Source organism: Gillisella taibaishanensis (genome assembly GCF_001938985.1).
Classification (GTDB): Bacteria; Pseudomonadota; Alphaproteobacteria; order Rhizobiales; family Rhizobiaceae; genus Allorhizobium; species Allorhizobium taibaishanense.
On the sequence record NZ_MKIN01000021.1, the window covers coordinates 432,430 to 452,306 of the forward strand.

Here is a 19,877-nt window from a genome sequence, read left to right on the forward strand (position 1 = left end):
CTCCGTCACGGATCGCCAGCGATAAACGCAAAGCCATCAGGACCAACCTTTAACCGACAGGGTAAATAAATAGTTTATTTTCATGTGAAGGGGGCAAGAAGCTGCACGCCAGACGGGTTTTAAATTTCGTCCAGACGATTTCTCGCGTATGAGAATGCAATGATTCTCTATCAACCGATTCTGGAACACCTGTTGCGGCCGACCCGCGGCCTATGTGCGGTCGCGCTTGCCATTTCGCTCGCAGCCTGTGCCGGCCAGCCGGTTCGCTTCAACGGCGACACGAAGATACTCGGCGCAGATCAAGCACTGCTTTTGCCCCCGCCCGGCCAGTTTTCTGTCGTGGGCGTAACCGAAAAGCGGTTCAGCAATGCCGTGCAGCAGGAAATCGCACTCTCCACCAACTCGACGGTGCCGGGTCAGAATAACGTGCAGGTCAGGTTCTATGGCACAGAGAATCCCAATCGCTATGGTGAAGGCGCTCTGTCTTCGGCGTCCTTGACCGACGCTCGGATCAATTCGGAAATGCGTGGCACATTGCCCGGTGTGGTTATGGTGCGCTCGCAATATGTGGTTCAGAACGACTTTGGCCCCTTCGGTTATGCCGTAGGGCGCGCCGCCAGCAACGATCTCTGTCTCTATGCCTGGCAGCAATTGCGCACCCGGCAGGGCCAGCGCGGCCCGTTGGTGGATGCAGGCACCATTCAGATCAGGCTGCGGCTCTGCGATCGGCAGGCAAGCGAACAGCAATTGCTGTCTTTGATGTATGGATTTACGCTGGCAGCGACGACCGATAGCCCCGGCTGGAACCCCTACGGCGCGCCGGCGGCGCTCAACAAAAACCTTGGAGCCAGCGGCGCACCGATCTATCCGCCATCAACGCCCGTATTGCCTGCAGCTGCGGCGCCGACAGCGATCGCGCCCGTCCATAATGTCGCGACCAGGCCTCCCGCGCGGCCTGTAGCATCCGCCAATGCCGCTGCGACCAGTCCGCTCACCTCTCAAGGGACCGTGGTTCCCTCTCCCGTCCAATCAGGTCGCCGCCAGACTGGAGCCGTTCCCGCCCCAGGCGTGATGCCGTCAGCTGCACGAACCTCCCCCCAAGATGTCTCCGGCAGATCCCAGATGGGTGGGACGGCAAGCGGCGCCGGGGGCGGTGCGGTCGTGCCGTTGCCAACCTGCCTCGGCACACGGGCTACGCAATCGGGACAATGTCCATGAGCGTGCATAAAGACACCGCCATGACTTCCCCACACCGCCAAATCCCCCGCTGCAGCGGGCCCCTGAAGGGTTAGTCGATGCTGTTCTGGATCCGCTTCCTGCTCTGGCTGACCTGCGCTTCGGCGATGCTGTTGCTGGCATTCCTGCCAATCGACACCCGCACCCAACTGGTAACCACTTTCATTATTCTGATCATCGTCGCCGCGATGAAAATGATGCGCGTCGAGGGCCGCGGCCGCGTCGTGTTTCTGTCATTGGCAAGCGCGATCGTCTTACGCTACGTCTATTGGCGCACGAGCAGCACGCTGCCGCCGGTCAACCAGCTTGAAAATTTCATTCCCGGCTTGCTGCTCTATCTGGCTGAAATGTACAGCGTGATGATGCTGTTTCTCAGCCTTTTCGTGGTGTCGACGCCTCTGCCGCCGCGTAAGCCCTTCCGCACCCTTAGTTACGACGAACTGCCGATCGTCGATATCTTCGTGCCGAGCTACAACGAAGAGGAATCGCTGCTGGCCAATACATTGGCCGCAGCCCGCAATCTCGATTACCCCGCCGATAAATTTACCGTCTGGCTTCTGGACGATGGTTCGACGGAACAGAAACGCCAATCGACGGATCTTCTCGCTGCGAAATTTGCCGAACAGCGGCACCAGTCGCTGCAAACCCTTTGCAGCCAGCTCGGCGTGCGCTACCTGACGCGCGAGCGCAACGAACATGCGAAGGCCGGCAATCTCAACAATGGCCTCAATCATTCCACCGGCGAGCTGGTGGCAGTGTTCGATGCCGACCATGCCCCGGCCCGCAGTTTCCTCAAGGAAACCGTTGGTTATTTCAACGACGACCCGCGCCTGTTTCTGGTGCAGACGCCGCATTTCTTCATCAATCCGGATCCGATCGAGCGTAATCTCAATACTTTTAACAAGATGCCGAGCGAGAACGAGATGTTCTACGGCATCATCCAGCGTGGGCTCGACAAGTGGAACGCCGCGTTTTTCTGCGGATCTGCCGCAGTCTTGCGCCGCGAGGCTCTGAACGAGGCAAATGGCTTTAGCGGCCTATCGATCACCGAGGACTGCGAAACGGCGCTCGATCTGCATTCACGCGGCTGGAACAGCATTTTCGTCGACATGCCACTGATTGCCGGGCTACAGCCAGCGACTTTCGCCAGCTTCATCGGCCAGCGCAGCCGCTGGGCCCAGGGCATGATGCAGATCATGCGATTCCGGTTTCCGTTGTTCAAGCGTGGCCTCAGCCTCGGGCAGCGGCTCTGCTATATGTCGTCGACTATGTTCTGGCTCTTCCCTTTTCCGCGGGCGATCTTCCTGCTGGCGCCGCTGTTCTACCTGTTTTTCAATCTCCAGATCTTCATGGGCTCGGGCGGCGAGTTCATGGCTTACACGCTGTCCTATATGCTCGTGAACCTGATGGTGCAGAACTATCTCTACGGTTCGTTCCGCTGGCCGTGGATTTCCGAGCTCTATGAATATGTGCAATCGGTACATCTGCTGCCGGCCATTCTCTCCGTCATGTGGGACCCGCGCCGGCCGACATTCAAGGTCACCGCCAAGGATGAAAGCGTCACGGAAAACCGCCTGTCGGAAATCAGCCGGCCCTTCTTCCTGATTTTCCTGATCCTGCTGATCGCTTTTGGCGTGACGATTTACCGGCTCTATAGCGACCCTTATAAATTCGACGTGACGCTCGTGGTTGGCGGCTGGAATCTGGTCAACCTGATCATGGCCGGTTGCGCGCTAGGCGTCGTCTCCGAACGAGGTGAACGGCAGTCATCGCGCCGGGTGCAGGTCAGCCGCCGCTGCGAATTTTCCCTAGGCGACAAGCTGTATCCGGCGATGATCGACGATGTCTCGGTCAATGGCGCAAGCCTGCAAATCTTCACTCGCGACAGGGACATCTTCAAGCGGGACGTCCTTGGCGCAGTGACCTTCCAGCCTCATGGTTCGACGGAATGGGCAGAGCTGCCCGTCACCATCCGCCATTCCCAGTTCAGCGGCGATATCATCTCAATCGGCTGCCGCTATTTGCCGGAGACAGTACGTCATCACGAACTGATCGCCGACCTGATTTTCGCCAATGCCCAGCAATGGAGCCTGTTCCAGCACTCGCGGCGGCGCAATCCGGGCCTCATCGGCGGCGCCTTCATGTTTCTACGCCTGTCTCTGACCCAAACGCTGCGTGGCATGCATTATCTACTTCTCTTGCTGGCCGCCAAGGGCAAGGCCGATGTCAAGCCGGAGGGCAGACCATGAAGCGCTTGCCGCTCGCGTCCCTGCCGCTCCTGGCACCGTTAACCCTGACGCTCGGCCTGCTCGCCTCTGTCGGCCATGGTTTGGCACAGGCCCAGACCATGCCGTTCGATATGGCCCCGGAAAGGGGCGGCGCCGGCAACGGACAGCCGCCCACAGTTTTCCCTCCGACACAGCAAAGCCCACGGCAGCAGGCCCCAGCGGGATCGCTCCCAAACCCAGGACAAAGCGCTCGACCAGCCGTTACCGCCCAAGGCGATAGCCAGTCACGCCGGTATCTTCTCAACGCGCCTATCGTCAAACTGCAGGGTGAAGTCGCTGCGCAGACCATGGCCGTCTATCTGACGCCCGAGCAGGCGGCAGCAGAGACGAAGTTCTCGATCGGCTATTCCAATGCCCTTGTGGTCGCGCCGGAAGCCTCGCATCTGACAGTCACCATCAATGACGCGTCGGTTCTGGATGTCCCGATCCGCGGCGGCGAGACCACGCAGCAGGCTTCGATTGCCGTACCACGTGGCGTACTGGTTCCGGGCCTCAACCGGATACGGCTTGCCGCAGAACAGAGGCATCGGACGGACTGCACGGCTGAATCCACCTATGAATTATGGACGGATGTCGATGCCGCCAAAACTTATCTAAGCTTTGCAACACCCAACGCAGGCACGATGAAGCGCCTCGACGATATCAGGGCGATCGGCGTTGACGAGAAAGGTCGCAGCCGGTTCACCATCGTCGCGCCTGACCTCGACAAGCCGATGGCCACCCCGGCCCTGCTTCAACTGGCTCAGTCGCTTTCGATGCTGAGCGGCAGCGCCAACGGCTCCTTTACCTTTACCAAGACGATGCCAGCGCAACGGGCGCCAGGTGAAATCATCGTGCTCGCGGCCACAACAGCCCAAATGAGCAGTCTGGTTGGCGCACCCGCCGGCGCAAGCCCACTGCCGATCGGAGCCGCAGGCGGCACGACGACATCAGTCGCGGGCGGCACTATGGCCGGTTTCGTTGCTCTTCCTAGCTCGCCCAGTCAAACCGTGCTGGCCTTCAGCGGTCCGGATTGGCGTGACATCAGGGCGATTGCCGATAACTTCGCCCGCTTTGCCGCCGATGGCGATCCCCGCAGACTGAAGACTGCCGTCTGGCGAGGACTCGACACGCCGCTGCTGGACAAAGCAGGCGCGTGGTCCTTCGCCTCGCTGGGCATCGCCGATCAGGAATTTTCCGGTCGCCGCTTCACAACAGACTTTACCGTTGGAATGCCGGCTGATTTCTATGCCAACAATTACGGCACGGCGACAATCCTGCTCGATGCGGCCTATTCCAGCAAGGTCCTGCCGGGCAGCCAGCTCGTGGTGACCGTGAACGGGCACTTGGCAACGACAGTGCCAATCACCGCCACGGGCGGCGCCGTGCTGCGCCGCTATCCCATCCGGGTGACGCTTCGCCATTTCCATCCAGGCGTCAACATTATCGGCCTGGAAGCGGTGATGAAGACGCAGACCGATGCTGCCTGCGCACCTGGCGAAACCGCCGATAAGACGCCGCGCTTTGCACTGTTCGGCTCCTCCCAATTCGTGATGCCGGAAATTGCGCATCTGTCGCAGGCGCCCGATCTTGCCGCAACCGCCGCCCTCGGCTTTCCGCTTGCGTCGGCCGCGCAGCCCGCAAGTCTTGTGCTTGGCAACCATGACGAGGCAACGCTTGGCGCAGCGGCAACCGTGCTCGGCAAACTGGCCAGTGCTGCCCGTCAGGTCCTTCCGCTCGATATTGTCCTTCCATCGCAGCGACCCGCAGGACGCAATGCGTTGTTTATCGGCACAGCCGCCGAATTGCCGCCCCAGGCGCTCGCAAATATCCAATTAAAGGCCACCAACATCGAGGAAGACCTAAGCACTGAGGTCAAATTGAACTCCTGGCGTGAAAAGGTGGATTCCAGCACGGTGATGGCGCTATTTTCAGGCGTGAACGCCTGGATGAAGGAGACTTTCGACCTTAACCTCGCTTCCGTCAGCCTCTGGCCGGGAGCCGAGACACCGTTTGCGCTTCCATCTGCCTCCAGCGGCTTCCTGTCTCAGACTGTAGCGGAGGACGGCGCAATCCTGACCACGTTCAGCGCGCCTGATCGTAGCATGCTGCAGGCAGCCACCGTGGATATGGCCGATTTGCGCAATTGGGGCGCCATTTCGGGCCGGGTCGGCGCCTATGACGCACGACGCCAGGAGATTGTGTCCAGCCCTGCCCAATCCGTCGAGCTTCTATCGATTCAGCCGTGGACGCTGACCAATATGCGTCTGGTTGCAGCCAACTGGCTTTCCGGGAATTTCATCATTTATGCTGGCGGCCTTGTGCTCTCGGCCATTCTGCTTGGGATTGCCACTCATGGGCTGATGGACCGCATGGGGCGCGGTCATGGCGGCCCGAAAAACTGAGCTTTTTCGACGTAAAATGTTGAAAATGCGGGGTTGCGGGGCGGTGCCTCTTGACCATGACAAGCCGACAAGCCAAAGACATTACAGGGCTGTAATTTTTGCCGCCGCATCAAAGGCGGCATGTTGCTGGACGTGTGGCATTGTATTCTTTCCCGATTTCCAGAGTAGCGATTGCCGCAGCCTGCATACCGGCCCTACTGCTTTTTCCCGGCACCAGTCCTGCTGCCGATCAGCAGCAGGACAATAGCGACGGCTGGATCGTTACCGTCGGCGGCGCTGTGGAAGTCGGGCCAAGCTATCCCGGATCAAAGCAATATACATTCGGCGTCATCCCCTCCTTCGACATCCGCCGGTTTGGTGAGGATGAAGACAACGCTCCACCTGACGACAATCTCGATTATACCCTGTTCAGCACACATGGCTTCGAAATCGGGCCGGTCGTTGGCTTTCGAGACAGCCGCTCCTCGAAATCGACTAATCTTAACGGTGTGAACGGCGTCAAGTTCGACATCGATGCCGGCGCCTTCGTGCAATACTGGATCAAGCCCGATGTCTGGCGCGTACGCGCCGAAGTGCGCCAGGGCCTTTCGAGCGGCAGCGGTCTGGTGGTCGACGTCGGCTCGGACTGGTTCCAGCCACTGTCGGAAAAGTGGCTTCTGTCAGCCGGCCCGCGCGCTACGTTCGGTGACGATGCCTACATGAAGACCTATTTCGGTGTCAGCCCTACCGAAGCGAGCCGCAACGGCCGCATATCTGCCTTCGATGCTGAGGCCGGCATCAAGACGGTCGGCTTTACCGTGTCGGCGACCTATACGATTTCGCCTGACATGTCGGTGCAGATTTATGACCGCTATGAGCGGCTGGTCGGTGATGCGGCGCGCTCGCCGATCGTGTCGCAGTTGGGAACGGCGAACCAGAACATTATCGGGATTGCCTTCAACAAATCCTTCGATGTGAAGTTCTGAGATTATGCCAGCATTGGGGCCAGGGTTGGGGCCTGGCGGAGACTTGCACAGGCAGGCGTCAGTGCCCGGATCCGGATGCAGTGGCAATGCACCAGGCGCCAGCGAGAATTGTAATTGTCCCAATCACCGTGAGTAGCGTCACGGGTTCGCCGAATACGAACCAGGCCGTCGCCATGATCAGCACATAGCTGACCGCAGACAGCGGAAAAGCCTTGCTGAGCGGCAGGTCGGACAAAACGGACATCCAAACGACAAAACACACAACCTCGGCAACGACCGCTGCCAAGAACCAGTGTGAGAGAACCATCTGGCCGAAGAACGCCGTGCCATGGACGTTCTCCGCATGATCGGCGCCAAGCTTCAGGAACATCTGCTGGGCCGTGTTTAGAATTGGCACGGCCAGCCACGACAGGCGAAGCAATCTCATGCCGGTTTCACCTCTGCGGAAACCGCCTCGCCCGACTTGGCCTCGGCCTTGTCGACCCCTGCCGTCTCGTCAGCGGCAAAGAAGGGCGAGATTGCCCGCAGCAACCGCTGTAGAAAGGGGTTGCGGTGGCGGAAATACATTTCGTTCGGCGTGAGCTGGCTGCCGAGCCGCACCTTGTTGGTGTAGTAGGCCTGGCCACTCTGGTAGCGGGTCATGCCGTGCTTGAGGCAGTAACCAATATTCTCGAACCAGCTCAGATAGTAGAGATTGTAGGGCCTCCCAGCAGTCTCATCCATGCAGAAGAACTTGTCGATTAGCGTATGCTCGCTGTGAACGAGCAGATTGGCTGCCAGCAGCTGGTCGTTGACGAAATACATGGCGCAGAAGGAGCGACCCGGCATGCTCTTGAGGATACCTTCAAAATAGGCCGGCGTCAGCTCCTCGAACTGCCAATCGCTGCGGCTGCGGGTATCGTGATAAAGCTCCATCACCCGCGGCAGGTAGTCGCCAAGTTCGGTCTGATATTCAACCCTGACCTTGTCGCGTGCCTTGAGCTTCCGACGCATATCCTTGCGGGTGCCTGAAGACAGCCTGGCGAAATAGGTATCCATGTCTGGAAAATCGATCGGCAGCCAAGCGGTCGGCATACCGCCGAGCGGCGCATAACCGTGGGCCTGGATCGTCCGCTCGATGCCCGGCGCCACCGGCTGGGGAACGTCCTTGAGTGCACCAAGCACGCATTTTCTCGACTTGGCAAAGGTCTCGAAACAATTGAGCAGGGCCTCAAACAGCGCCTCCTGGCGGGCCTCGCCAACGGACGGATGAAAGCCGATATTTCCTGTTTCGGTGCAGGGCGAGCCGAGGCAGGCAAGCGGCAACGTCAGGAACCCCGGCCAGATGCGCCGCAGCTTAGCGATTGCATCGCGAATGCGACCGGGCTCCAGCGTCGTGTCCAGCGCGTAGCGGGTGATGAAACCAGGCATGGCAGCGACGAGATAGCCGCCCTCGTAGACCGTCGCATAGCAGAAATCGAAGCCGGCAATGCCAGCCTTTTCCACCGTCAAGAGGTAGTCATAAGCCTCCGGCTCACCTGGAAAGCACTGGTCCCAGTCGTCACGGTGGATCTCGGTAATGCTGGTGGCAACCCGCGCGTCAAGGCCGGGCGTCCGCGCAGCGGCGACAGGCGACGCCACGATCTCTGGCGTCTCATCGATGATATCCGCAGCCACCGCTATCTCGCGCATGTCAGCTTCGGTTCGATACATTGTGAGCCTCGAAGAAATCCGCCGTCAGGTCTGCGACATGCCGGTGCTGACGGTCCATATGAATCATGTGATAGCTGTCGCGCAGCCAATGCAGTTCACGCGGCCCGCTCAGATGCGACGAAATATACTGGGCATGGCTCGGGCTGCTGACGTCGTCCTCCAGGGAGTGAACGATCAGCGTCGGCGTCTGCATCTGCGGCAGTCTCGCTTTCAGCACGCGGCCAAGCTTGTCCATTTCCACCAGACCACGGCCAGGAAAACTTTCCAGCATTCCGTCATTGCTCATGGCGGCAATCTTGCTTCGCAGACGTTCGTCCTTGATGCCCATTGCGTGGGTCTCGTGGAACCGTAGCCGATCCAGAAACGGGATCTTCGACAGCCAGCGAATATTGCGGGCCATGAAGCTGTAATGGCGGGGGATGTCCCAGCCGTCATAATGGAAGCAAGGCGAATAGAGGGCAGCCGCGCGAAGGCTGAGCGGCTGGCGATCTGCGGCCATCAACGCCAGCTTGCCGCCAGCGCAGATCCCTGCGGCAAAGGCGGCATCGACGCGAGAGGCAAGAACCTGTCCTGCTTCCTCGACGCTGTCGAGCCAGTCCTGCCAGCGGGTGCGGCGCAGTGCGGCCTCATCCTTGCCGTGACCGGCAAGGAGCGGGGCATAGACGGAGTAGCCGCGCCGGTTCAACTGGCGCGCCACCAGCCGCATTTCGGCTGGCGCCCCTGTCAGCCCATGCACCAGAAGGACGCCGCAGCCATTGCTTCCTTCCTGGTAAAAGGAAAGCGTATCGCTGGTCATTCTGCTGCTTCCCCTGGCATGGCCTGTCTGGCCAGGTTTTCCTTGGCGACGAAGCCCAGCGCATGGCAGGTGCTGATCACATGCGTGCCAGCCTTTTCCTGTTCTTCCTTGATGCGCTCATGCAGGGTCGGCAGATCCGTCCAGTGGGTCTTCGGACGGTAGTGATGTTCGGCGTGATAGCCGTTGCCGAACCACAGCCAGTTGTAAAAGCCCTTGTAGCTGCTGACGCCCCAGGCGATCGGCTCGTCGGGGTCGCCATGCAGATGCTCGTAGTAACCATTGAGCGAAGACAGGCAATTGCCGAGATAATAGAAGGGCACCAGGAACAGCGTCGCCTTCCAGTCATAGGCCAGTGCTGCTAAAGCGACCAGGATGAAGGTGACAAGCTCGATCCGGCCCCACTTGGCCTCGAACGGACGCTTTGCCGCAATTGCCCGGTGGATCTCGCCGAGATCGTCGCGGAAGAAGCTGAGGAACGTGTAGGAGAATACATTTTCCGGCTGGCCGTTCTTGCCGTATTTGTAGATCGACAGGAGATCGACGGTCTTGCCGCTCTCATCCGGCCGGTCGCTGTTGCCGGAATGATGGCGCATATGCACCCAATGATAATAGGTCTGGGAAAAGCCGATCGTCACCGATTCCAGCAGGCTGAAGGCGTAGTTCAGCCACCGCGCCTTGAAATAGGGCGTGTGGATGAAGTTGTGGGAAATGCTGTTGATGTGCCAGGAGATCGACACCGCATAGACGCAGGCGAGTACGAAGGACAGCCACAGGGGCCGGCTTTCGAAACCGGCCACGAGATAGACGTTGAAGGCCAGGTGGGCAAAGGCCGCGGCAACGGAGACCGCGTCCCATTTGGAATAGGCAAAGAGTTTCATAGTCCAGTTGCTCCGACGCAGACCACGCCTGTCGTCACAAGGGCGACCCCGAGGGCATGGCGCAGGTTGATGGATTCTTTGAAGACCGCCGCTCCGGCGATCGTGATGGTGGCATAGCTCATCGCCATGATGGGAAAGGCTACGGACAGGTCGACGCTGGCGAGTACCCGGCTCCAGGCAAGCAATTCGACGAGCCAGAAGGCGATACCGGCCCAGACCACCGGGCGCATCGCGACCGGTCTCGGATCGTCGCTCACAGCTGCGGTCTTGAAGCAGATTTCCCGGCCTGTTTCAGTCAATATGCAAAACAGGATCAAGGCCAGCATGGAGAGCGTCAGCCCTTCCTTCATCGCATCTGCTCCCCGAACACATCCAGAAGCGCCAGATTGGCAGAACTGTTGATGGTGCAGATCTGCGACCCGGTGCAGGAATGGCGCGGCTGGTCGATCAGGATCTCGCCCTGTTTCAGAAGCCGGGTCCAGAGATCGCCGCCGTAATCGGGACGAGAATAATCGCCCGTCACATCGGCGCCGATAATCCGGTGACGCGCGCCGATCTCGCTGATGATCGACAAAACATAGGCCATCTGCATGCGGCCCTGGTCCCAATTGGTCACGGCATCGCCTTCGACCAGAACGTCCTTGTCGACGGTGACATAGACGCTTTCAGTGGTGATGGAGGCAAGCAGGCGGTCGAGAAAATTCATCTCGCCGATGTCTTCGATCGTGTTCCAGTGCAGGGCGCGGGCCTGCTGCCGGTAGGATTGCCCGGCGCCGTAATCGGCCTTTACCCGGCTTGGCGGATGCGCATAGGGGTAAAGCTCCAGCCGGCCGCTTGCCAGGAGGTCGAGATTGGCACCCTTACGCTCCGGCCGCTCAAGATCGTTGCTGCAGACGCCGATCGTCACGACCTTTTCGATCTGCCGGTTGGAGAGCGTGCGGTTTACCCAGGAGCCGCAGTGCATGCCGCCGTCGAAATGCACCCAATCGGGGTGGTTGTCGATATGAATAACCGTGACTTGGTCGCTCGTGTTTTCCAGCGCCTGCTCGATCAACAGCGCCGAAACATGGTGGAAATCGCCCGAGCCCATGAAGCAAAGCCGGGGCTCGGCAGACTTCGACCGTCGTGCACGACCGAGATCGCGCCATAACGCATCCAATGCGGCTTGGCGGCCCCAAAGACGGACCGCCCTGCCATTTTGTTTTTCATCGAGTTCGTACGCACCCGCCATCTTGCAGGAGCGCACGAATTCGGGCTGCAACTCCAGCGCGTCATCGAGATGAAGAAGCAGAACTTGCACGGTACTATCTCCGGGCGGCGCGGGTCAGCAGCTGATCGAGCAGGTTGAGCGCCATGTCGATTTCGCTGTGGCTGATCATCAGGTTCGGGGCGAGCGTGATGACATTCTTGTGGTAACCGCCGACGTCGAGCACCAGGCCGTGGGCCTTGCCTTCGAAAACGAGATCACCCTTCATGCCTTCGTCCGACATCCAGTCGAGCGTTGCCTTATCGGGCGTGAAGCCGTCCTCCTTGCAGATTTCCATGCGCAGTGCGAGGCCGAGACCGTCGACATCGCCGACGATCTTGTGGCGCTTTTCAAGCTGCTTCAGGCCATCGAGGAAACGAGCACCCTTTTCCATGACGCTGGCGCCGAAATCACCCTCGCTCACCATTTTCATGGTTTCGAGCGCAACGGCCGTGCCCATCGGATTGGAGGCAAAGGTGGAGTGTGTCGAACCGGGCGGGAAGATCGTCGGGTTGATCATTTCCTCGCGAGCCCAAACGCCCGACAACGGGTTCAAGCCGTTGGTGATCGCCTTGCCGAACACGAGAACGTCAGGCGACACGCCAAAGTGCTCGATCGACCACAGCTTGCCGGTGCGGTACACGCCCATCTGGATCTCGTCGACGACCATGAGGATGCCGTGGTCGTCGAGAACCTTCTTGATCCCGGTGAAGAAGTTCATCGGCGGGATGACATAGCCGCCGGTGCCCTGGATCGGCTCGACATAGAAAGCTGCATATTCGGATTTGCCGGCCTTGGGATCCCAGACGCCATTATATTCGCTTTCGAACAGGCGGGCGAATTTCTGAACGCAGGCCTCGCCATACTCTTCCTTCGACATGCCCTTGGGGCCGCGGAAGTGATAGGGGAATTCGATGAACTGGGCGCGGTCGCCGAAATGGCCGTACCGGCGGCGGTAGCGATAGCTCGAGGTGATGGCGCTGGCGCCGAGCGTACGGCCGTGATAGCCGCCTTCGAACGCAAACATCAGGCTCTTGCCGCCGGTGTAATTGCGCACCAGCTTCAGCGAGTCTTCAATAGCCTGCGAGCCACCGACATTGAAATGCACCCGGCCCTTGTGGCCGAACTTCTGCTCCGCATCGCGGGCGATCAGTGCCGCAAGCTCGACCTTTTCGCGGTGCAGATATTGCGAGGCAACCTGCGGCAGCTGATCGAGCTGGCGGTGCGCCGCATTGTTCAGGCGCTCGTTGCGATAGCCGAAGTTGACGGCGGAATACCACATCTGGAGATCGAGAAACGGCGTCTGGCTGGCGTCGTAGACGAAGGAGCCTTCGCAACCTTCAAAGAATTTCGGCTTATCCGTATAGTGGACGGTATCGCCATGCGAACAATAGAGATTTTCGAGTTCTCTCAGTTCGTCTTCCGAAGGCAAGGCCGGAGCCTGTTCGGCAATCTTGAGCGTTGAACGCATTCTAAGTTTCCTATGCTATTTTCGATGCAGGAACAGTTGTCACGGCAGAGCCGGCCTTGGCGGCTTGCGCCTTGGATGCGCTCGTCTTGCCGAACTGGGCAGTGACGAGTGAAACCGGGGCCTTGGTCACCAGGGACTGGAGCGCTGCGGTGATGTCGTGGAAATCGCTGTAGGCGATGAAGGGAATCCGGTTGTCCCGGCAATGAACAGCGAGCTTCGACTTGGCGAAGATCAGCTTGGCGGCCCGGCTGGACACGCAGAAATCCGAGCGTCCGTCACCGATATAAATGTGGTCGGCATCACCGGCGCGGATGATATTGCATTTGCAAACGCCGGAGCCGGTTTGGCAATGGGCGCTGGCAAAGGGATGGTCGAGATCGAATTCCGAAGAGATTTCGGCTGCCGGCCTGAGCATCCGGTTGGCAAACACCTCGATATCATCGACCCCGTGATGGCTGAGCACCCGACGGATGAAATAGTCGACGCCGTCACTGACGACGGTCAGGCGGATGCCGTTTTCGATGCAGAAGCGGCGAAAGGCCAGGAAACCGGGATCGATCTCGACAGTGGCAAGAAACTGGTCGATATCCTGACGCTGGCCCTGCAGCAGGCGGATCTGTGCCCGCATGCATTCAGCCGAGTTGATTTCACCGGCTTCCCACTGGGCCTCGAGATCATGCCATTCCGGCAGGGCGAACCGCTCGAGCACGAGGTCGGTCACATCCTGCTTGGAAATCGTGCCGTCAAAATCGCAAAACGCTTGCATGGTCGTTCCTTCATCTTGTGAGGGAACTTTAGAAGCGTCACCTGAAAGCTGGATTAGGCGAAAATGAACTGAAACTTAAAGCGCGTCTTTTTTTGGTGCTAACGTTCGGAGCTGCAGCAGAAATTAAGATTATCTATTGTAATCAATATGATGATACGTCATATCTTTCTGCGTTCGGGAACGATCAGATCCATGCGCAGGCCGTAGCCCCATTCGGGAACGCCAAGCCCGATCTCGACCGAAAGACGCGACGCGATGGCAGCAGCGATGGCAAGTCCGAGACCTGTGCCCTCGCGCTCGGTGGTGGGCAACCGATAAAACTGCTGGAAGACCATGTCGCGATGCTCGACCGGAATGCCGGGGCCACTGTCATTGACCGAGACACTCCAGCCGGCATCCTGACGCGCGATCGCAACCTCGATCATCCCGCCATCGGGGGAATATTTAATGGCATTGTCGATGATATTGTCGATCATCATTCGCAGCAGAGTGCTGTCTGTCGCCACTACGGCCTCTTCGTCACCAGAAAGGGCCACCTGCAGATGGCGGTCATTGAATACCCGTCCGAAATCCGCAAGCACCTTGGCGACCAGATCGAAGAGATTGGTTTGGTCCAGACTGAGCGGCTGATGACTGACGCGCGCCAGATTGAGCATTTGCTCGATCAGATGCATGGCCCGGTCGTTGCTGGCGGTCAGGTCCTTCATCAGCGCCTGGCGCTCGTCCTCGCTATCGGAGCGCTCGATCAATTGCAAAAGAAGCTTGATCCCCGCCTGGGGCGTACGCAGCTGATGGGCGGCGAGATCGGCAAAGCGGCGCTCGAGCGTCAGGGAAATCCGCAGTTTCTCCATGAATTGGTTCAGCGAGCCGACGAGCGGAATGAGGTCCCGGGGCAGGTCGACCGTCGGGATCGGCGACAGGTCGTCAGGTGTGCGCGAACGGATCTGGCGCACCAGCCCCTGGATATGGCTCAGACCATTGTTGATGACGAACCAGACCAGAGCCGCAATCGCCGGCACCAGGATCATCAGCGGAAAGGACAGATTCAAAATGATATTGGCGACCAGGCCATCGCGTAGCGCCATCTTTTCGGCGACTTCGATGGTGACGCCAGAGTCTGGAACCGGCAGGGCATAGACCCGCCAGGCCTCACCATTCAGCTTGTAATTGGAAAAGCCGCGCTTGAATTCGGGCACCGACTCCGGAAAGGAATTGCTGCTCACCATGACGATATGGCCGCCCTTCCAGGCGCGAAAGGCATGAGCATCGGCGTAGTCGTCTGCGTCCTCGTTCAGGGACAGCTGATCGTCCATGTTGAAATCGAGGTCGGGGATCTGGATGACCGGCCGGTCGTTATTCTTGGCCAGCGGCCGGTGGAGCAGGACCCAAAGCGTATTGGCGTCGTTGATCAGTTCCGCATCATAGATATTTTCAATCTCGCGGTCGGCGCTGCGATAGGCAAACAGGCCGACAAGCACGATGGTGATGATCAGCGTCGGTAGAATTCTTAGAAATAGTCTTTGGCTAAGGGTCACGTCTTACCGTTCGACCATATAGCCGACGCCTCTGATGGATTTTATGAAATCAGCCCCGAGCTTCTTGCGAAGGCTGTAGATGGTCACTTCGATGGTATTGCTTTCGACCATGGCTGAGAGATCGTAGAGTGCGTATTCGATATCGCTTTTGGTAACGTATCGGCCGGCGCGCTCCATCAGTAGCTTCAGAAGGTGAAACTCCTTGCCAGCGACATGCAAGGTTACGCCATTCTGCCGGGCAATCATCGCCGACGGATCGAGCTCGACATTGCCGCAGCGGATGAGCGTCTCGGTCCGCCCCTCATAGCGACGCGCAAGCGCCCTGACCCGTGCCAAAAGTTCGTCGAGATCGAAGGGCTTGACCAGATAGTCGTCGGCACCCTCATCCAGTCCTTCGACCCTGGAGCGAACACTATCGAGCGCCGTCAGCAGCAGAACTGGAACCTTATTGCCGCTGGCGCGCAGCGTTCTCACCACATCAAAGCCGCTCGCCTTCGGCAGGTTCACGTCAAGAATGACCACGGCATAATTATTATCGCGGATCGCTTCGAGCCCGGATTCGCCGTCACGCATCAGATCGACGCCATAGGCATGTTTTTCGAAAGCCTTCTTCAGGGAAGACCCAAGAATAACATCGTCTTCAACGACCAGGATGCGCAATGCCGGTACCTGCCAATCAATCTGTCGAGTTCCGGCCCCCAATAAAGCAAAGGTGCGCCGCGACATCATTCTACTGCACAGATTCACCGTCAAATCGAGTCCCAAATCACCAATTGGTATGCTGCTCGGCTTTGGCTCACAGTGACTTGACCGACTTGGCGCCTTTCGTGTCCGCACTTTTTGTCAGCCCGGTATCGAGTCTCGCGATCAGAGACGGCAGGTCCGTGATCTGCTCGATGGTATAATCGGGAATTTCATCCTCGCAGGCCGGGACATGGCTGCGCAGCGTGGACCACTTCAGGAACACCGAGGTCATGCCCATGTGGTTTGCCCCGAGAATGTCACGCGACAGATTGTTGCCGACCATGACCACGTCCCCTGCCCTGTCCTCTCCGAGGCCAATAGCAGCGAGCGCCGCGCGAAACATAGCCGGGTCCGGCTTGTGCACGCCGACACGCTCGGAAATCACATGGTGGGAGAAATGCTGCCAGAGGCCGCGCGGTTTCAACACGTTTTCGAAGGTCGCGACCGGGCCATCGGCGACCAGCACAAGCACATGCCCCATGCGCTTCAGCGTTTCGACCACGGTATCGGCGCCCGGTATCAACTCTGCGCTGACCACGATCTCGCTGTCCGCAAGCTTCACTTCGCTGCGTTCATCGACAAGCGTGTCGCCGCAATCGAGGAAGATAGCGGCAAGGCGCCGCGCGTTGCCTTTCTGTTCGTTCATCGTCTTACCGCACACCTGCCAGGGTCAGCTCCGCCGCCCGGTGGCAGCGCACCGCATTGCCGCCAGGGGTGAGCGCTTCCAGAGGCGGTTCCACCTGTCGGCAGAGGTCGGTCGCATAGGGACAGCGCGGATGAAAGACGCAGCCGGAGGGAGGCTTGGCGGCGTTCGGAATTTCGCCCTTCAGGATGATGCGTTTCTTGGCGGCGTTAGCGCGCGGATCGGGCTGCGGCACGGAAGACAGCAGCGCTTCCGTGTAGGGATGGCGCGGCCTGTCGAACAGGCTTGCAGTATCAGCGATTTCCATCAGTCGGCCGAGATACATAACGCCAATACGGTTGGCGATATGCTCGACCATTGAAAGATCATGGGTGATGAACAAATAGGTCAGCCCGAACTGGTCCTGCAGATCCTGCATCAGATTGACGACCTGGGCAGCGACCGACACATCCAGCGCCGAGACCGCTTCATCGGCAGCAATGAAGGTCGGATTGACGGCAAGCGCCCGGGCAATGCCGATGCGCTGGCGCTGGCCACCGGAAAAGGCATGCGGATAACGGCTCATAAATTCGGGCCTCAGCCCGACGAGTTTCAAGAGTTCGGCCACCCGATCCTCGATTTCCGACCGTGCCACCTTCTTGTTGATCAACGGTTCGCCGATGATCTCCAGCAGCCGCAGGCGCGGATTGAGCGAGGAGTACGGGTCCTGAAAGATCATCTGGACTTCGTCACGTAGCGCCCTCATATCGGCGCTCTCGGCCTTGGCGATGTCGATCAGCGTCCCGTCCCGGCGCCGGAAAGTCACCCGGCCCTCGGTCACGGGAAAAGCGCGAAGCAAAAGCCGCGCCACCGTCGACTTGCCCGAGCCGCTCTCGCCAACGAGGCCGAGCGTCTCGCCCTTGCGCAGCTGGAAGCTGACATTTTCGACGGCGCGGACCGCGCCCGTCTGACGGCCGAAAAAGCCGGAATGAATAGGGAAATGCTTCTTGAGGTCGACCACATCCATCAGCAGGTCAGGTGCGAGTGTCAGATCGGTCATCATACGGCACTCCCGGTTTCGAGATTCCGGGCCTTGATCGCTTCAGCGACCACATGGCAGCGGGCCGTGCGCTGATCGTCGATCCGGGTAATCGGCGGATAGATCCGGCGACAGTCTTCATGAGAGGCGAGCCCGCAGCGCGGATGGAAGACGCAGCCGCCCGGCAGGTTGAACGGATCGGGGATCATACCGGGAATGGTGTTGAGCCGGTGTTGTTTTGCCGCGCCGAGCCTCGGGATCGAATTCAGCAGCGCCTTGGTATAGGGATGTTGCGGATCGTAGAAAATATCCTCGGTCCGCCCGGTTTCCACGACATTGCCGAGATACATCACCGACACACGGTCGGCGATATCGGCGACCACGCCGAAATTATGGGTGATGAAGATGATCGACATGCCGAGTTCGGCCTTCAGCTCCTTCAGGAGGTCGAGGATCTGCGCTTCTGTCGTCACATCCAGCGCCGTCGTCGGCTCGTCGGCAATCAGCACCTGCGGTCGGCAGGCGAGCGCGATGGCGATCATCGCACGCTGGCGCATGCCGCCGGACAGCTGGTGGGGATAGCTGCGCATCATCTCGTCGATGCGCGGCAGCCGGACCATGTCGAGCACTTCGCGTGCCCGTTTTCCGGCCTCACGCTTGCCACCCTGGCTGTGCAACAGAATTGGCGTCATCACCTGATGGCCAATGGTATGCACCGGCGACAGCGCCGTCATCGGCTCCTGAAAAATCATGCCAATCCGCCCGCCGCGCAACGCCCGCATCTCACGGCTCTGGCGGTCGAGCTTGGCAATGTCGGTCACCTTGCCGGCATCGCCGTTGAACAGGATGCGGCCATCGGCGATCTTGCCGGACTTGGGCAGCAATTGCATCAGCGCCCTGACCGTAATCGACTTGCCCGATCCACTCTCGCCGACGACGCCGAGCACTTCGCCCGGCATCAGCGACAGGCTGACCCCGTCCACCGCCTTTACGATGCCTTCGCGGACATGGAAGTGAACTTTGAGATTGTCGATCTCGATGACAGGCTTCTTGCTCTCTTCGGGCATGGCTCGCCTCACTTGCTATAGGGGTCGGCGGCATCGCGCAGGCCGTCACCAAGGAAATTGAAGGCGAGAACGACGATGACGATCGCCGCCCCCGGCGCCAGCAGCCACGGCGCCTGCGAAATCGTCCTGAGGTTCTGCGCCTCCTGCAACAGCACGCCCCAGCTGACGACCGGCGGCCGCAATCCGAGGCCGAGGAAGCTCAGCGCGGTCTCGCCGAGGATCATGTCAGGCACCGATAGCGTTAGCGCCGCAATGATATAGCTGGTCATCGACGGCAGCATGTGCCGGGTGATGATCTTCGTTTCCGACGTGCCGCAGAAGCGGGCCGCCAGCACGAAATCCTCGTTCTTGACCGACAGGAAGCGCCCACGCACCGTGCGCGCCACATAGGTCCAGCCGATCAACGACAAGAGGATGGTGACGAGGAAATAGACAAATAGCGGGTCCCAGGTGATCGGCAACGCGGCCGCCAGCCCCATCCATAGCGGAATGGTCGGAATGCAACGCAGAAATTCCATGCTGCGCTGGACGATATTGTCGGTCATGCCACCAAAATAGCCGGATACCGAGCCCAGCGTCAGGCCAAGCACAAAGCTGACGGCAACGCCGATCAGGCCGACGGAAAGCGAGATTCGACCGCCATAGATCAGCCGCGATAGCACGTCCCGTCCGAGCGTGTCGGTGCCGAGCAGGTTGATCTTGTCGGTGCCGGTGGCACCAAACAGGTGCAGATTGCCGTCGATCATGCCCCAGAGCCGGTATTTCGAGCCGGTGACGAAAAACCGGATCGGCACGACCTTGCTCGTGTCCGGCTTGTACATAGGCCGCAGCGTCACCGGATCGCGGGTGCGGGTGGTGGCATAAACGAAGGGGCCGCGGAATGTGCCTTCACTATCGAACAGATGCAGCGCCTGCGGCGGCAGCAGCGTCGCGCGGGCATTGCCCTCAAAGGCGTCATAGGGAGCGGTCACCTCAGCCAGCCCGGTCACCAGATAGGCCAGCAGCAGGATGATGCCAGATACCAGCGCCACCTTGTGGCGCTTGAAGCGCCACCACATCAGCTGCCGTGGGCTGGCCTGGTAGAGCTTTTCCGCCCGGCCGGCGTTTGGGGTGGCATCGTCCATGTCGTTGAGCGTGAGATCGGTCAT

The 19,877-nt window shown here is 59.6% G+C and carries 18 protein-coding genes; 4 read left to right on the forward strand and 14 right to left on the reverse strand.

Going from position 1 to position 19,877, the window contains the following annotated elements; translation table 11 throughout:
• Positions 1–159 precede the first annotated feature (159 nt).
• The 4 genes from bcsN to BJF91_RS09140 all read left to right on the forward strand — a co-directional run bounded on the left by bcsN (position 160) and on the right by BJF91_RS09140 (position 6,873).
• Entirely contained in the window at positions 160–1,218 is a 1,059-nt protein-coding gene (gene bcsN / locus BJF91_RS09125) for a cellulose biosynthesis protein BcsN (protein WP_075614173.1), read from the forward strand.
• Positions 1,219–1,295: 77 nt separating this feature from the next.
• Entirely contained in the window at positions 1,296–3,485 is a 2,190-nt protein-coding gene (gene bcsA / locus BJF91_RS09130; protein WP_075614174.1) for a UDP-forming cellulose synthase catalytic subunit, read from the forward strand.
• Positions 3,482–5,908, forward strand: coding sequence for a cellulose biosynthesis cyclic di-GMP-binding regulatory protein BcsB (locus tag BJF91_RS09135; RefSeq protein WP_075614175.1), 2,427 nt, complete (start codon positions 3,482–3,484; stop codon positions 5,906–5,908). The genes bcsA and BJF91_RS09135 overlap by 4 nt, the downstream gene beginning before the upstream one ends.
• Positions 5,909–6,042: 134 nt before the next feature.
• Positions 6,043–6,873, forward strand: a complete 831-nt coding sequence (locus BJF91_RS09140; protein ID WP_139310641.1) for a MipA/OmpV family protein — start codon at positions 6,043–6,045, stop codon at positions 6,871–6,873.
• A gap of 58 nt (positions 6,874–6,931) precedes the next feature.
• Here the strand turns inward: BJF91_RS09140 and BJF91_RS09145 are convergent, their stop codons facing one another.
• The 14 genes from BJF91_RS09145 to BJF91_RS09210 all read right to left on the reverse strand — a co-directional run bounded on the left by BJF91_RS09145 (position 6,932) and on the right by BJF91_RS09210 (position 19,877).
• Entirely contained in the window at positions 6,932–7,300 is a 369-nt protein-coding gene (locus BJF91_RS09145; RefSeq protein ID WP_075614176.1) for an EamA family transporter, read from the reverse strand.
• On the reverse strand, positions 7,297–8,565 hold the full coding sequence (locus tag BJF91_RS09150) for a peptidogalycan biosysnthesis protein (RefSeq protein WP_234801580.1): 1,269 nt from the start codon (positions 8,563–8,565) through the stop codon (positions 7,297–7,299). The genes BJF91_RS09145 and BJF91_RS09150 overlap by 4 nt, the downstream gene beginning before the upstream one ends.
• Entirely contained in the window at positions 8,546–9,361 is an 816-nt protein-coding gene (locus BJF91_RS09155) for an alpha/beta hydrolase (RefSeq protein WP_075614177.1), read from the reverse strand. Before BJF91_RS09155 ends, BJF91_RS09150 begins: the two co-directional genes overlap by 20 nt.
• Positions 9,358–10,239 (reverse strand): fatty acid desaturase family protein, encoded by an 882-nt coding sequence (locus BJF91_RS09160; protein ID WP_075614178.1) that lies wholly within the window; start codon positions 10,237–10,239, stop codon positions 9,358–9,360. Before BJF91_RS09160 ends, BJF91_RS09155 begins: the two co-directional genes overlap by 4 nt.
• Entirely contained in the window at positions 10,236–10,589 is a 354-nt protein-coding gene (locus BJF91_RS09165) for a DMT family transporter (RefSeq protein WP_075614179.1), read from the reverse strand. The genes BJF91_RS09160 and BJF91_RS09165 overlap by 4 nt, the downstream gene beginning before the upstream one ends.
• The gene (locus BJF91_RS09170) at positions 10,586–11,539 is read right to left on the reverse strand and encodes an arginase family protein (RefSeq protein WP_075614180.1); all 954 of its coding nucleotides are present in this window, start codon (positions 11,537–11,539) and stop codon (positions 10,586–10,588) included. Before BJF91_RS09170 ends, BJF91_RS09165 begins: the two co-directional genes overlap by 4 nt.
• Positions 11,540–11,543: 4 nt before the next feature.
• Positions 11,544–12,956, reverse strand: coding sequence for an aspartate aminotransferase family protein (locus BJF91_RS09175; RefSeq protein WP_075614181.1), 1,413 nt, complete (start codon positions 12,954–12,956; stop codon positions 11,544–11,546).
• 10 nt (positions 12,957–12,966) lie between these two features.
• Positions 12,967–13,722, reverse strand: coding sequence for an MtnX-like HAD-IB family phosphatase (locus BJF91_RS09180; RefSeq protein ID WP_075614182.1), 756 nt, complete (start codon positions 13,720–13,722; stop codon positions 12,967–12,969).
• 158 nt (positions 13,723–13,880) lie between these two features.
• Positions 13,881–15,257, reverse strand: a complete 1,377-nt coding sequence (locus BJF91_RS09185; RefSeq protein ID WP_075614183.1) for a sensor histidine kinase — start codon at positions 15,255–15,257, stop codon at positions 13,881–13,883.
• 3 nt (positions 15,258–15,260) lie between these two features.
• The gene (locus tag BJF91_RS09190) at positions 15,261–15,917 is read right to left on the reverse strand and encodes a response regulator transcription factor (RefSeq protein WP_075614184.1); all 657 of its coding nucleotides are present in this window, start codon (positions 15,915–15,917) and stop codon (positions 15,261–15,263) included.
• A 136-nt stretch (positions 15,918–16,053) separates the two neighbouring features.
• Positions 16,054–16,647 (reverse strand): HAD family hydrolase, encoded by a 594-nt coding sequence (locus tag BJF91_RS09195; RefSeq protein WP_075614185.1) that lies wholly within the window; start codon positions 16,645–16,647, stop codon positions 16,054–16,056.
• Between the two features lie 4 nt (positions 16,648–16,651).
• Positions 16,652–17,683: an ABC transporter ATP-binding protein gene (locus BJF91_RS09200; protein ID WP_075614550.1), complete on the reverse strand. Its 1,032-nt coding sequence runs from the start codon at positions 17,681–17,683 to the stop codon at positions 16,652–16,654.
• The gene (locus tag BJF91_RS09205) at positions 17,683–18,729 is read right to left on the reverse strand and encodes an ABC transporter ATP-binding protein (protein ID WP_075614186.1); all 1,047 of its coding nucleotides are present in this window, start codon (positions 18,727–18,729) and stop codon (positions 17,683–17,685) included. The genes BJF91_RS09200 and BJF91_RS09205 overlap by 1 nt, the downstream gene beginning before the upstream one ends.
• Positions 18,730–18,737: 8 nt before the next feature.
• The gene (locus BJF91_RS09210; protein WP_075614187.1) at positions 18,738–19,877 is read right to left on the reverse strand and encodes an ABC transporter permease; all 1,140 of its coding nucleotides are present in this window, start codon (positions 19,875–19,877) and stop codon (positions 18,738–18,740) included.

Excerpts from the sequence above, each read along its gene's own strand:
- BJF91_RS09135 (WP_075614175.1), top strand. The coding sequence starts at position 3,482 with ATGAAGCGCTTGCCGCTCGCGTCCCTGCCGCTCCTGGCACCGTTAACC.
- BJF91_RS09200 (WP_075614550.1), bottom strand. The coding sequence starts at position 17,683 with ATGACCGATCTGACACTCGCACCTGACCTGCTGATGGATGTGGTCGAC.
- BJF91_RS09210 (WP_075614187.1), bottom strand. The coding sequence starts at position 19,877 with ATGACCGATCTCACGCTCAACGACATGGACGATGCCACCCCAAACGCC.
- BJF91_RS09195 (WP_075614185.1), bottom strand. The coding sequence starts at position 16,647 with ATGAACGAACAGAAAGGCAACGCGCGGCGCCTTGCCGCTATCTTCCTC.
- bcsA (WP_075614174.1), top strand. The coding sequence starts at position 1,296 with ATGCTGTTCTGGATCCGCTTCCTGCTCTGGCTGACCTGCGCTTCGGCG.
- BJF91_RS09160 (WP_075614178.1), bottom strand. The coding sequence starts at position 10,239 with ATGAAACTCTTTGCCTATTCCAAATGGGACGCGGTCTCCGTTGCCGCG.
- BJF91_RS09175 (WP_075614181.1), bottom strand. The coding sequence starts at position 12,956 with ATGCGTTCAACGCTCAAGATTGCCGAACAGGCTCCGGCCTTGCCTTCG.
- BJF91_RS09150 (WP_234801580.1), bottom strand. The coding sequence starts at position 8,565 with ATGTATCGAACCGAAGCTGACATGCGCGAGATAGCGGTGGCTGCGGAT.
- bcsN (WP_075614173.1), top strand. The coding sequence starts at position 160 with ATGATTCTCTATCAACCGATTCTGGAACACCTGTTGCGGCCGACCCGC.
- BJF91_RS09165 (WP_075614179.1), bottom strand. The coding sequence starts at position 10,589 with ATGAAGGAAGGGCTGACGCTCTCCATGCTGGCCTTGATCCTGTTTTGC.
- BJF91_RS09180 (WP_075614182.1), bottom strand. The coding sequence starts at position 13,722 with ATGCAAGCGTTTTGCGATTTTGACGGCACGATTTCCAAGCAGGATGTG.
- BJF91_RS09205 (WP_075614186.1), bottom strand. The coding sequence starts at position 18,729 with ATGCCCGAAGAGAGCAAGAAGCCTGTCATCGAGATCGACAATCTCAAA.
- BJF91_RS09155 (WP_075614177.1), bottom strand. The coding sequence starts at position 9,361 with ATGACCAGCGATACGCTTTCCTTTTACCAGGAAGGAAGCAATGGCTGC.
- BJF91_RS09145 (WP_075614176.1), bottom strand. The coding sequence starts at position 7,300 with ATGAGATTGCTTCGCCTGTCGTGGCTGGCCGTGCCAATTCTAAACACG.